The following is an 11,944-nucleotide window of genomic DNA, read 5'->3' on the forward strand; positions in this document are numbered from 1 at the left end:
GCGCACGGCCAGGCCGAGAAAGACGATAAGCACCAGCGCCAGCAAAAGCCGAACCGGCGCAGAAAGAGAGAAAAGGGACGTTGACATCTCGGCACCAATTTAAATGTTATAACATAACAATAATGAAAGGTGATTAGGATGTAAATGGCAGGTTTGAAAAGGGAGTGTGGCGAAATGTTTCTGCAAAACGCCCTCTCCCGTGGGAGAGGGCATCAGGCCGCACCGTGCGCGCAGCCATGCCGGGTGGCGGCGTTGCCTTACCCGGCCTACCCGTCGGGGTAACTTACTGACTAAACGGTGACGCCGCCGGCACGCGGGCCTGCGATACCGCCAGCCCCAGCTGCCACACGGCCATCGCATAGTGGGTGCTGTGGTTATAGCGGGTGATGGTGTAGAAGTTCGGCAGCCCGTACCAGTACTGATAGCCCGTTCCGACATCGAGACGCAGCAGACTCGCCTGCTGTGCATTGCCCAGCGGCTGCGTTGGCGTTAGGCCTGCCGCGGACAGCTGCGAAATGCTGTAGTTGGTTTTGAAGCCGTTTTCCAGCCCCGGCGCCTGACCGTTCGCCTGCACCGCCACCTGGCCACCCGGCACCCAGCCGTGCGCTTTGAAGTAGTTCGCCACGCTGCCGATGGCATCCACCGGATCCCACAGGTTGATATGGCCATCGCCGTTAAAGTCGACGGCATACTGCTTATAGGAGGACGGCATAAACTGGCCGTAGCCCATCGCGCCGGCAAACGACCCTTTCAGATCGAGCGGATCGTCCTGCTCGTTACGCGCCATCAGCAGGAAGGTTTCCAGCTCGGAAGAGAAATACTCCGCGCGGCGCGGATAATTAAAGGAGAGCGTCGCCAGCGCATCCAGAATGCGGGTTTTGCCCATCACGCGGCCCCAGCGGGTTTCCACGCCGATAATTCCGACGATAATTTCAGGCGGCACGCCGTACACCTGCCACGCGCGGTTAAGCGCATCTTCATACTGATTCCAGAACGCCACGCCGTTTTGCACGTTGTCCGGGGTAATGAACTGTTTGCGATAGCGCAGCCACGCCCCGTTTGGCCCGCTCGGCACCTGGGCCGTCGGCGCCTGTCTGTCCATCAGGCGCAGCACGTAGTCCAGACGCTTGGCCTGAGACAAAATTTCGTGCAGCTGCTGTCTGTCAAAGCCGTGCTTGCTCACCATTTTATCGATGAACTGCTCGGCCGCCGGGTTATTCGCGAAGTCGCCGCCCATCTGCATCATATTGTGCTGCGGCTCCAGCAGGAATCCTCCGGAAGGCGCACCCGCCGTTTGCTGAACGGCTTCGGTCTTAGGTTTGCTACTACAGGCAGACAGCAGAATAAGCGCAGGCAACAGCGCTGCATAACGACGCTTGAACATGAGACATCCATTTAACGGGTTCGATAAGAACCCAGTATGGTAAAGCATCCGCAACACCTCAAGGAAGCGGTACGCACCTCCCCAACGCAAATCCGTGCTTTTTTCCCCCGAAAATCATTCACCACGTCAATTATCTTTCAAAATAATCCATTTTTCTTTCATTGTGAGATCTAACTAACACTTTAAAACCTTTCAAAGTGATTATTATTAGCCACAGATAGACAAAAACAAACGCCCTACAGGAGAGAAGAATGATAGAAACCATCACCCACGGCGCCGAGTGGTTCATCGGGCTGTTTCAGAAAGGCGGAGAAGTGTTCACCGGCATGGTGACCGGGATCCTGCCCCTGCTGATCAGCCTGCTGGTGATCATGAACGCGCTGATTAACTTTATCGGCCAGCAGCGCATTGAGCGCTTCGCCCAGCGCTGCGCCGGAAACCCGCTGTCCCGCTACCTGATACTGCCCTTTATCGGCACCTTCGTGTTCTGCAACCCGATGACCTTAAGCCTCGGCCGCTTTATGCCAGAGAAGTACAAGCCGAGCTATTACGCCGCCGCCTCCTACAGCTGCCATTCCATGAACGGCCTGTTCCCGCACATCAACCCCGGCGAACTGTTTGTCTATCTCGGGATCGCCAGCGGCCTGACCACGCTTGGCCTGCCGCTCGGCCCGCTGGCGGTGAGCTACCTGCTGGTCGGTCTGGTGACCAACTTCTTCCGCGGCTGGGTGACCGACCTCACCACCGCTATTTTCGAGAAAAAAATGGGCATCCAGCTTGAACAGAAAGTCCATCTTTCAGGAGCAACAGCATGAACCGGATCCGCATTGAGAAAGGCACGGGCGGCTGGGGCGGCCCGCTGGAGTTCGACGCCACCGAAGGCAAAAAGATTGTGTACATCACCGCGGGCACGCGCCCGGCGATCGTCGACACGTTGCGCGATCTGACCGGCTGGGAAGCGGTCGACGGCTTCAAGGAAGGCGAACCGCCGGAAGCGGAAATTGGCGTGGCGGTGATCGACTGCGGCGGCACGCTGCGCTGCGGCATCTATCCGAAGCGCCGCATTCCGACGGTAAATATTCACTCCACCGGGAAATCCGGCCCGCTGGCGCAGTACATCCTCGAAGACATTTATGTCTCAGGCGTGAAGGAAGACAACATCACCCTGGTAAAGGGGACGTCTGCACCGCAAAAAGCGGCCCCGCGCGAGTACGACACCAGTAAGAAAATCACCGAGCAGAGCGACGGCCTGCTGGCGAAGGTCGGGATGGGGATGGGGTCCGCCGTGGCGGTGCTGTTCCAGTCCGGGCGCGACACCATCGACACGGTGCTGAAGACCATTCTGCCGTTTATGGCGTTCGTCTCGGCGCTGATCGGCATCATCATGGCCTCCGGCCTGGGCGACTGGATTGCCCACGGCCTCGCCCCGCTCGCCAGCCACCCGCTTGGGCTGGTGACGCTGGCGCTGATCTGCTCCTTCCCGCTGCTGTCGCCGTTCCTCGGCCCGGGCGCGGTGATTGCTCAGGTCATCGGCGTGCTGATTGGCGTGCAGATTGGTCTGGGGAATATTCCTCCGCACCTCGCCCTGCCCGCCCTGTTTGCCATTAACGCCCAGGCAGCGTGCGACTTCATCCCCGTGGGGCTGTCGCTGGCGGAAGCACGCCAGGACACCGTGCGCGTGGGCGTGCCGTCCGTGCTGGTCAGCCGCTTCCTGACGGGTGCGCCGACGGTGCTGATTGCCTGGTTTGTCTCCGGCTTTATTTATCAATAAGAGGTTCCTGCCATGACCGTGATTTACCAGACCACCATTACCCGCATCGGCCAGAGCGCGGCGGATGCGCTGAGCGACCAGATGCTGATCACCTTTCGCGAAGGGGCGCCTGCGGATATCGAAGAGTTTTGCTTTATCCACTGCCACGGCGAGCTGAACGGTGAGCTGAAGGCCGGGAGCCAGCTGGAGCTGGGCGAGGCGCGCTATGCCGTGACCGCCGTCGGCGACGTCGCTGAACAAAACCTGCGCGAGCTGGGCCACATCACCCTGCGTTTCGACGGCCAGCCGCAGGCGGAATATCCCGGCACGGTTCACGTAGCGGGCCCGGTTCCGCAGGCTGTCACCCCAGGCTGCACGTTAAAATTTGTTGCGTAATTAAGGAGATAGACATGAGTCAGGTTGCCGTTGTCATTGGTGGGGGACAAACCTTAGGCGAGTTCCTCTGCCGTGGGCTTGCCGCTGAGGGTTACCGCGTGGCGGTAGTGGATATTCAGAGTGAAAAGGCCGCCCGCGTGGCGGACACCATCAACACCGAGTTTGGTGAAGGAATGGCGTACGGGTTTGGCGCCGACGCCACCAGCGAGCAGAGCGTGATGGCGCTCGCGCGCGGCGTGGACGACATTTTTGGGCGTACCGACCTGCTGGTTTACAGCGCCGGCATTGCGAAAGCGGCCTTTATCAGCGACTTCGAGCTGGGGGATTTTGACCGCTCGCTGCAGGTCAATCTGGTGGGCTATTTCCTCTGCGCCCGCGAGTTTTCCCGTCTGATGATCCGCGACGGCATTCAGGGGCGCATCATTCAGATCAACTCAAAATCGGGGAAAGTGGGCAGCAAGCACAACTCCGGCTACAGCGCGGCGAAGTTTGGCGGCGTGGGGCTGACGCAGTCTCTGGCGCTGGATCTGGCCGAATACGGCATTACCGTCCACTCGCTGATGCTGGGCAATCTGCTGAAATCGCCGATGTTCCAGTCCCTGCTGCCGCAGTACGCCACCAAGCTCGGTATTAAAGCGGAAGAAGTGGAGCAGTACTACATCGATAAAGTGCCGCTCAAGCGCGGGTGCGACTATCAGGACGTGCTGAACATGCTGCTGTTTTACGCCAGCCCGAAAGCCTCGTACTGCACCGGACAGTCGATTAACGTCACCGGTGGGCAGGTGATGTTCTGAGTTCATTCCCCGGTGGCGCTGCGCTTACCGGGGCTACCATCCCCGTAGGCCGGGTAAGGCGCAGCCGCCACCCGGCAATTAAGGAGCCGATATGGTCACCGCACTCATTACCGTCGCCGCCCTCGCCTGGCTCTGCCAGATGGCGTTTGGCGGCTGGCAAATCCATCGGTTTAACCGCGCGTTTGACGCCCTGTGCCAGAAAGGCCGCGTGGGCGTCGGGCGTTCCGGTGGACGTTTCAAGCCGCGGGTCGTCGTGGCTGTTGCGCTGGATGAAAACAACAAGGTCTGCGATTCCCTCATCATGCGCGGCATGACCGTCTTTGCCCGTCCGGTGAAAATCCAGGCAATCAACGGCATTTCGCTGCAGGAATTGCAGCCCGATGTGATCTTTCCCCATGATCCACTTTGTCAGAATGCACTATCATTAGCGCTTAATCTGAAACATGGATAATTTCGTTGTGAAAGATATAGACTTGCGAAATTATCATTTCGCAACCTAAGGAACGAAGCGCCTATGAAACCTCGTCAGCGGCAGGCGGCCATTCTTGAGCATCTGCAAAAACAGGGAAAATGCTCGGTGGAGGATCTGGCCCACTACTTTGACACCACCGGCACGACGATACGCAAGGACCTCGTATTGCTCGAAAACTCTGGCGCCGTCATTCGAACCTACGGCGGCGTGGTGCTCAATAAAGACGAAGCGGACCCGCCTATCGACCACAAAACGCTGATCAATACCCACCAGAAAGCGCTGATTGCCGAAGCCGCCGTAAAATTTATCCACGATGGCGACTCGATCATTCTGGATGCAGGCAGTACCGTCCTGCAGATGATCCCCCTGCTCAGCCGCTTTAACAACATCACGGTGATGACCAACAGCCTGCACATCGTCAACGCCCTGTCGGAGAACGACTGCGAGCAGACCATCCTGATGCCCGGCGGCACCTTCCGTAAAAAATCCGCGTCGTTCCACGGGCAGCTGGCGGAGAACGCCTTCGACCACTTCAGCTTCGATAAACTGTTTATGGGTACCGACGGCATCGACCTGAACGCGGGCGTCACGACGTTTAACGAGGTGTTCAGCGTCAGTAAAGCCATGTGCAACGCCGCGCGGGAAGTGATTTTGATGGCAGACTCGTCGAAGTTTGGCCGCAAAAGCCCCAACATTGTCTGTAGCCTTGAAAGCGTTGATAAGCTGATTACCGACGCGGGTATCGATCCGGCGTTCAAAAAAGCGCTGGAAGAGAAAGGCATCGACGTGATCGTAACCGGAGAGAGAGATGAGTGATTTTCTGTTAGAAACGGGCCGCCAGACGCTGATGCTGGAGCTGCAGGAAGCCAGCCGCCTGCCGGAACGTCTGGGCGAGGATTTTGTCCGCGCGGCCAACACCATTATCCACTGCGAAGGCAAAGTGATCGTGGCGGGCATCGGTAAATCCGGCCATATCGGCAAAAAGATTGCCGCGACGCTGGCCAGCACCGGCACCCCGGCCTTCTTCGTGCACCCTGCCGAAGCGCTGCACGGCGATCTGGGAATGATTGAGAGCCGCGACGTGATGCTGTTTATCTCCTACTCCGGTTCGGCGAAAGAGCTGGATCTCATTATTCCACGTCTGCAGGAAAAATCGGTCGCCCTGCTGGCGATGACCGGGAAATCCCGCTCGCCCCTGGCGCTGGCCGCCAAGGCAACGCTGGATATTTCCGTTGAGCGTGAAGCCTGTCCGATGCACCTCGCCCCCACCTCCAGCACCGTGAATACCCTGATGATGGGCGACGCGCTGGCGATGGCGGTGATGCAGGCGCGTGGGTTTAACGAAGAAGATTTCGCCCGCTCGCATCCGGCGGGGGCGCTCGGGGCACGCCTGCTCAACAAGGTCCACCACCTGATGCGCACCGACGATGCTATTCCGCAGGTCAAACTCGATACCAGCGTCATGGACGCGATGCTGGAGCTCAGCCGCACCGGTCTGGGGCTGGTTGCGGTGTGCGATGACGACGGGTACGTCAAAGGCGTATTCACTGACGGCGACCTGCGCCGCTGGCTGGTGGGCGGTGGCAAGCTGGAAACCAAAGTGTCGGACGCCATGACCCAGGGCGGGCTGACGCTGAACGCCGAGAGCCGCGCCATTGAAGCCAAAGAGGTGCTGATGAAGCGCAAAATCACCGCCGCACCGGTGGTGGATGACACCGGCAGGCTGTGCGGTGCCATCAACCTGCAGGATTTCTATCAGGCCGGGATTATCTAACCCTTCAGCCCGAGACGCTTCGCCAGCCGGTGCAGGTTGGCGACGTCCATCTCCAGCGCCCGGGCGCACGCCGCCCAGTTGCGGTTATTCTGCTCCAGCGCGCGGGTAATCATCTGACGCTGAAACGCCTCTGTCGCGTCACGCAGATTTTCATGCGCTCTCTCTGGTACAGCCTGCGCAATAGACGCAATTTCATCATGCTGCGCAAAATGCCGGGCATGTATAACCACTTCATCACCCGAACGCGTCGCTCGCGCCAGCACCACCGCGCGGTGAATCGCGTGTTCCAGCTCGCGCACGTTGCCCGGCCAGCCGTAGCTCAGCAGATGCGCCCTCGCCCCAGGGCTTAACACCACGCGGGAAAGCCCCATCCTGAGACGGCACTGTTCGCAGAAATAGCCCGCCAGCAGCACCACGTCGTCCCCGCGCTCGCGCAGCGGCGGCACGGTAAGCGGAAACACGCTCAGGCGGTGGAACAGGTCAGCGCGGAAGTTTCCGGCAAGCACCGCTTCACGCATGTCGCGGTTGGTCGCCGCCAGCACGCGCACATCCACTCTCAAGCTGCGGTCATCCCCCACGCGCTGGATATCGCCGTACTGCAATACGCGCAGAAGTTTGGCCTGGAGCGACAGAGAGAGCTCGCCTATTTCATCCAGAAACAGCGTGCCGTTATCGGCCATTTCGAACTTGCCGCTGCGGTTGCTGATGGCGCCGGTAAACGCCCCTTTGACGTGACCAAACAATTCGCTTTCCGCCACGCTTTCCGGCAGCGCGGCGCAGTTGAGGTACACCAGCGGATTGACCGCGCGCGGCGACGCTTCGTGAATAGACTTCGCTACCAGCTCCTTGCCGGTGCCGGTCTCCCCGAAGATCAGCACGTTCAAATCGGACGCGGCAACAATCTCAATCTCTTTTTTGAGCTGCGCCATGCCCGGCGAGAGGCCAATCATCTCCGTGTGCGTCACCTGCTCAAACGCCGCCGGGCTGCCGGGAGAAATATTCTGACTCTCCAGCTGTTCAATCAGCAGCGCATTGTTCAGCGCCCCGGCGGCCAGGGCGGCAATCAGGCGAAGCTCCTCATCGCTGAAGGTATCGAACTGGTCCGGCGAAAGGCCGTCGAGGGTCAGCGCCCCAATCAGATTCTGCCCGGCAAACAGCGGCAGGCCAATACAGGCGTGCACCTTCAGGCTCTCCTGGCCTGGAATCAGCCCGTCATATGGGTCGGGCAGATCGCTGTCCGCCGGGAAGCGCACCACGTCACCCGCGCGGGCAATGGTCTCCAGACGCGGATGGCCTTCAAGGGTAAAGCGCCGCCCGAGCACGTCCTTCGCCAGGCCGTCGATGGCCAGGGGAATAAACTGCCGTCCTTCGTAGCGCAGCAGCGCCGAGGCGTCGCACGCCAGCACGTGGCGCAGCGTGGAGATCAGCCGCTGGAAGCGGTCCTGATGACCAATACCGGTTTGCAGTTCAATGGCGATTTTCGCCAGCACGTCTACGGAAAAGCTCATCTCTGCCTCGCTGTCATTTTGACAATGCATGTTGTCATAGTGACACTGTTTTTAATAGTCATAATGACTACCCATTTCGGATCATAAAAATATTAACCTATAAAAATCAATGTATTAAAAGTTGGCACGCGACTTGATATAAGCAAACCATCCTATTTGAAAAACGCGATATTACGCTGAGGTTTGCTATGTCTATTCTGGTTAAAAATAACATTCATTGGGTGGGTCAACGTGACTGGGAAGTGCGCGATTTCCACGGGACGGAATACAAAACGCTGCGCGGCAGCAGCTACAACAGCTATCTCATTCGTGAAGGTAAAAATGTGCTGATCGATACCGTCGATCACAAGTTCAGCCGCGAGTTCGTGCAGAACCTGCGCGGCGAAATCGATCTGAACGCCATCGACTACATCATCATCAACCACGCGGAGGAGGATCACGCCGGGGCCCTGACCGAGCTGATGTCGTATATTCCGGACACCCCGATCTACTGCACCACCAACGCCATCGACTCGATCAACGGCCACCACCACCATCCGGAGTGGAACTTCCACACCGTGAAAACCGGCGATGCGCTGGATATCGGCAACGGCAAGCAGCTGATCTTCGTGGAAACGCCGATGCTGCACTGGCCGGACAGCATGATGACCTACATGACCGGCGACGCGGTGCTGTTCAGCAACGACGCCTTCGGCCAGCACTACTGCGACGAACGCCTGTTCAATGACGAAGTGGATCAGACCGAGCTGTTCGAGCAGTGCCAGCGCTACTACGCCAATATCCTGACTCCGTTCAGCCGTCTGGTGACGCCTAAAATCACCGAGATCCTCGGCTTTAACCTGCCGGTGGAGATGATTGCCACCTCCCACGGCGTGGTGTGGCGTGAAAACCCCACCCAGATCGTGGAGCTGTACCTGAAGTGGGCGGCGGATTATCAGGAAGATCGCATCACGATCTTCTACGACACCATGTCCAACAACACCCGCATGATGGCGGACGCCATTGCCCAGGGCATCAACGAAGTGGACCCGAACGTGGCGGTGAAAATCTTCAACGTGGCGCGCAGCGATAAAAACGAAATCCTCACCAACGTCTTCCGCTCCAAGGGCGTGCTGGTGGGCACCTCCACCATGAACAACGTGATGATGCCGAAGATTGCAGGTCTGGTCGAAGAGATGACCGGCCTGCGTTTTCGCAACAAGCGCGCCAGCGCCTTTGGCTCCCACGGCTGGAGCGGCGGCGCGGTCGACCGCCTTTCCACCCGTTTACAGGATGCAGGGTTTGAGATGTCGATGAGCCTGAAGGCGAAATGGCGGCCGGATATCGACGCCCTGGAAATCTGCCGCCAGCACGGCCGCGACATCGCCCGTCAGTGGGCGCTCGCACCGCTGCCGGAAACCGCCCCCGCCGCGGCGGTTGCGCCGGAAGCCGTAGCTGAAGCCGCCGCTGCCGACCTCGGTCCTTGCATGCAGTGCAGCGTGTGCCAGTGGATTTACGACCCGGAACGGGGCGAGCCGCTGCAGGATGTCGCCCCGGGCACGCCGTGGAGCGAGGTGCCGGACAATTTCCTCTGCCCGGAATGTTCCCTCGGGAAAGACGTCTTTGATGAACTGGCAACGGAGGCAAAATGAGCCACGGTATCGTCATTATCGGCTCGGGCTTTGCTGCCCGCCAGCTGGTGAAAAATATCCGCAAGCAGGACGCTAACGTGCCGCTGACGCTGATCGCCGCCGACAGCATGGACGAGTACAACAAGCCTGATTTAAGCCACGTCATTAGCCAGAACCAGCGCGCCGACGATCTCACCCGCCAGACGGCGGGGGTGTTCGCAGAACAGTTTAACCTGCGTCTGTTTCCGTACACCTGGGTCACCGATATCGACGCCAACGCCCGTCTGGTGAAAGCGAAAGATAAAACCTGGCAGTACGACAAGCTGGTGCTGGCCACGGGTGCCTCCGCGTTTGTGCCGCCGGTTGAGGGCCGCGAGCTGATGGTCACGCTCAACAGCCAGCAGGCGTATCAGGCGAGCGAAACGGAGCTTCGCGACGCCACGCGAGTGATGATTGTCGGCGGCGGGCTGATCGGCACCGAGCTGGCGATGGATTTCTGCCGTGCGGGTAAATCCGTCACCCTGGTCGACCACGCGGCGAGCATTCTGTCAGCGCTGATGCCCGCGGAAGTGAGCAGTCGCTTACAGCATCGTCTGACCGACATGGGCGTGCATCTGCTGCTGAAATCGCAGCTGCAGAGCCTGAGCAAAACCGGCAGCGGCATACGTGCGACGCTCGACCGCAGCCGCAGCGTGGAGGTGGATGTGGTGATTGCGGCGACGGGGTTGCGCCCGGAAACGGCGCTGGCGCACCGCGCAGGCGCCGAAATCAACCGCGGCGTGAAGGTAGACTGCTATCTGCAAACCACCCAGCCGGACATGTATGCCCTGGGCGACTGCGCGGAAATTAACGGCCAGGTGCTGCCGTTCCTGCAACCGATTCAGTTAAGCGCCATGTGCCTGGCGAAAAACCTGCTCGGCGGCAACGCCCCGGTGAAATTACCCGCCATGCTGGTCAAAGTGAAAACGCCGGAATTACCGCTGCATCTCGCAGGCGAAACGCAGCGTCAGGATCTGGACTGGCAGATTGCCCTTTCGCCGCAGGGCATGGTGGCGCGCGGCACCGATACCGACGGTCAGATGCGCGCCTTTGTCGTCAGTGAGGACAGAATGAAGGAGGCCTTCGCCCTGCTGAAATCGCTCCCTGCTTAACCCTCGTATTGCCGGGTGGCGCTGCGCTTACCCGGCCTACATGCAGACCCGTGAAAGCGTAGCGCCACCGGACTGGGTCGTTCAGGAACGTACCACCAGCGCGTCGTAGCCGCGCCAGCGGTAATTCGCCATGGCGATCAGCCAGCAGGCGACAAACAGACCCACGACGACAAATCCGGCGTTGCCCAGATTGTCGTTCACCGCGCCAATCAGATCCCAGAGGCCGCCGCTGAGGGCAAATTTATCCATCAGCAGACCCAGCGCTTCCAGCCCGCCGATAAACAGCGCCACCACCACGGAGGTGCCGGTGATGGTCATGTTGTAGTAAAGCTTGCGCTGCGGTTTGTTAAACGCCCAGCCATAGGCACCCACCATCAGCAGGTTGTCGAGGGTATCCACCAGCGCCATGCCGCTGGCGAAGAGTGCCGGGAAGATCATGATTGACCACACCGACATTCCGCTGGACGCGCTGGCGGCAGAGATCCCCAGCACGCCGATCTCGGTGGCCGTGTCAAAGCCGAGACCAAACAGGAAACCGACCAGGTACATCTGCCAGCTTTTATTGACGAGGCGGAAGGTCTTGCCGAACAGCCAGTTCATCACCCCGCCCTGAGCCGGTAGCGTGATGTCGTCCTGCACCGGCCTGCCGCGTTTTAGCGCCTGAAAATTGCGCCAGACGCCGCGCAGGATCACCATATTCACCAGCGCCATCGCCAGCAGGAAGGTCGCGGAAACGGCGGTACCAATCAGGCTGCCGGTTTCGTGGAACCACGCCATGTTCTTCTGAAACGCCGTGGCGGTAGCGGCGATGGCAATGGAGGCCAGCACCACGATAGTAGAGTGGCCCAGCGAGAACCACGCCCCCACGCCAGAGGGGCGTTTGCCCTGCTGCATCATCTTACGCGTCACGGTATCAATGGCGGCAATGTGGTCAGCGTCCACCGCGTGACGCAGTCCGTAGCACCACGCCAGCAGGCTTGCCGCCATCAGCGCCGTGCTGCCGCTAAAGGTGTGCCATGCCCATCCCCAGGCCAGCAGGTTTGCCATTACCAGAGCCAGCAGCAGAAGCGCGGCGCGAGGTTCATTGCGTAACAGTCGTAACATT

General features: G+C 59.6%; 12 protein-coding genes. 9 read left to right on the forward strand and 3 right to left on the reverse strand.

What is annotated here, in order from left to right:
* Positions 1-283: 283 nt before the first annotated feature.
* On the reverse strand, positions 284-1,384 hold the full coding sequence (mltB, locus tag B498_RS19795; RefSeq protein ID WP_008499552.1) for a lytic murein transglycosylase B: 1,101 nt from the start codon (positions 1,382-1,384) through the stop codon (positions 284-286).
* A gap of 251 nt (positions 1,385-1,635) precedes the next feature.
* Here mltB and srlA point away from each other — a divergent pair, with 251 nt between their 5' ends.
* The 7 genes from srlA (at position 1,636) to gutQ (ending at position 6,570) form a co-directional block, all read left to right on the forward strand.
* Complete coding sequence (gene srlA / locus B498_RS19790) at positions 1,636-2,199, forward strand: PTS glucitol/sorbitol transporter subunit IIC (protein WP_003862164.1); 564 nt, start codon at positions 1,636-1,638, stop codon at positions 2,197-2,199.
* Positions 2,196-3,155 carry a PTS glucitol/sorbitol transporter subunit IIB gene (locus tag B498_RS19785; RefSeq protein ID WP_008499553.1) on the forward strand — a complete coding sequence of 320 codons (960 nt, stop codon included), beginning with the start codon at positions 2,196-2,198 and terminating at the stop codon, positions 3,153-3,155. The genes srlA and B498_RS19785 overlap by 4 nt, the downstream gene beginning before the upstream one ends.
* A 12-nt stretch (positions 3,156-3,167) precedes the next feature.
* Positions 3,168-3,530 (forward strand): PTS glucitol/sorbitol transporter subunit IIA, encoded by a 363-nt coding sequence (gene srlB, locus B498_RS19780; protein WP_008499554.1) that lies wholly within the window; start codon positions 3,168-3,170, stop codon positions 3,528-3,530.
* Between the two features lie 14 nt (positions 3,531-3,544).
* The gene (srlD, locus tag B498_RS19775) at positions 3,545-4,324 is read left to right on the forward strand and encodes a sorbitol-6-phosphate dehydrogenase (protein WP_008499555.1); all 780 of its coding nucleotides are present in this window, start codon (positions 3,545-3,547) and stop codon (positions 4,322-4,324) included.
* A 91-nt stretch (positions 4,325-4,415) separates the two neighbouring features.
* On the forward strand, positions 4,416-4,775 hold the full coding sequence (gutM, locus tag B498_RS19770) for a transcriptional regulator GutM (protein ID WP_008499556.1): 360 nt from the start codon (positions 4,416-4,418) through the stop codon (positions 4,773-4,775).
* A gap of 63 nt (positions 4,776-4,838) precedes the next feature.
* Positions 4,839-5,612: a glucitol operon DNA-binding transcriptional repressor SrlR gene (srlR, locus tag B498_RS19765; RefSeq protein WP_008499558.1), complete on the forward strand. Its 774-nt coding sequence runs from the start codon at positions 4,839-4,841 to the stop codon at positions 5,610-5,612.
* Entirely contained in the window at positions 5,605-6,570 is a 966-nt protein-coding gene (gene gutQ, locus B498_RS19760) for an arabinose-5-phosphate isomerase GutQ (protein ID WP_008499559.1), read from the forward strand. The genes srlR and gutQ overlap by 8 nt, the downstream gene beginning before the upstream one ends.
* On the opposite strand, the gene norR is transcribed toward gutQ, so the two are convergent.
* Entirely contained in the window at positions 6,567-8,078 is a 1,512-nt protein-coding gene (gene norR / locus B498_RS19755; protein ID WP_008499560.1) for a nitric oxide reductase transcriptional regulator NorR, read from the reverse strand. The two genes, gutQ and norR, sit on opposite strands and share 4 nt — an antisense overlap.
* Before the next feature lie 188 nt (positions 8,079-8,266).
* Between norR and norV the strand changes: the two genes are divergently transcribed.
* Both norV and norW read left to right on the forward strand, forming a co-directional pair.
* Positions 8,267-9,709 (forward strand): anaerobic nitric oxide reductase flavorubredoxin, encoded by a 1,443-nt coding sequence (gene norV / locus B498_RS19750; protein ID WP_008499561.1) that lies wholly within the window; start codon positions 8,267-8,269, stop codon positions 9,707-9,709.
* Entirely contained in the window at positions 9,706-10,839 is a 1,134-nt protein-coding gene (gene norW, locus B498_RS19745) for an NADH:flavorubredoxin reductase NorW (protein WP_008499562.1), read from the forward strand. The genes norV and norW overlap by 4 nt, the downstream gene beginning before the upstream one ends.
* Positions 10,840-10,920: 81 nt before the next feature.
* On the opposite strand, the gene B498_RS19740 is transcribed toward norW, so the two are convergent.
* Positions 10,921-11,943 carry a HoxN/HupN/NixA family nickel/cobalt transporter gene (locus B498_RS19740; RefSeq protein WP_008499563.1) on the reverse strand — a complete coding sequence of 341 codons (1,023 nt, stop codon included), beginning with the start codon at positions 11,941-11,943 and terminating at the stop codon, positions 10,921-10,923.
* Position 11,944: the final 1 nt, after the last annotated feature.

Source organism: Enterobacter sp. SST3, assembly GCF_000286655.1.
GTDB classification, from domain to species: Bacteria; Pseudomonadota; Gammaproteobacteria; order Enterobacterales; family Enterobacteriaceae; genus Enterobacter; species Enterobacter roggenkampii.

Bases quoted from the DNA above. Each gene is read 5' to 3' on its own strand.
- srlR (WP_008499558.1), top strand. From the start codon at position 4,839: ATGAAACCTCGTCAGCGGCAGGCGGCCATTCTTGAGCATCTGCAAAAA.
- norV (WP_008499561.1), top strand. From the start codon at position 8,267: ATGTCTATTCTGGTTAAAAATAACATTCATTGGGTGGGTCAACGTGAC.
- srlD (WP_008499555.1), top strand. From the start codon at position 3,545: ATGAGTCAGGTTGCCGTTGTCATTGGTGGGGGACAAACCTTAGGCGAG.
- srlA (WP_003862164.1), top strand. From the start codon at position 1,636: ATGATAGAAACCATCACCCACGGCGCCGAGTGGTTCATCGGGCTGTTT.
- norW (WP_008499562.1), top strand. From the start codon at position 9,706: ATGAGCCACGGTATCGTCATTATCGGCTCGGGCTTTGCTGCCCGCCAG.
- B498_RS19740 (WP_008499563.1), bottom strand. From the start codon at position 11,943: ATGTTACGACTGTTACGCAATGAACCTCGCGCCGCGCTTCTGCTGCTG.
- srlB (WP_008499554.1), top strand. From the start codon at position 3,168: ATGACCGTGATTTACCAGACCACCATTACCCGCATCGGCCAGAGCGCG.
- norR (WP_008499560.1), bottom strand. From the start codon at position 8,078: ATGAGCTTTTCCGTAGACGTGCTGGCGAAAATCGCCATTGAACTGCAA.
- gutM (WP_008499556.1), top strand. From the start codon at position 4,416: ATGGTCACCGCACTCATTACCGTCGCCGCCCTCGCCTGGCTCTGCCAG.
- mltB (WP_008499552.1), bottom strand. From the start codon at position 1,384: ATGTTCAAGCGTCGTTATGCAGCGCTGTTGCCTGCGCTTATTCTGCTG.
- B498_RS19785 (WP_008499553.1), top strand. From the start codon at position 2,196: ATGAACCGGATCCGCATTGAGAAAGGCACGGGCGGCTGGGGCGGCCCG.
- gutQ (WP_008499559.1), top strand. From the start codon at position 5,605: ATGAGTGATTTTCTGTTAGAAACGGGCCGCCAGACGCTGATGCTGGAG.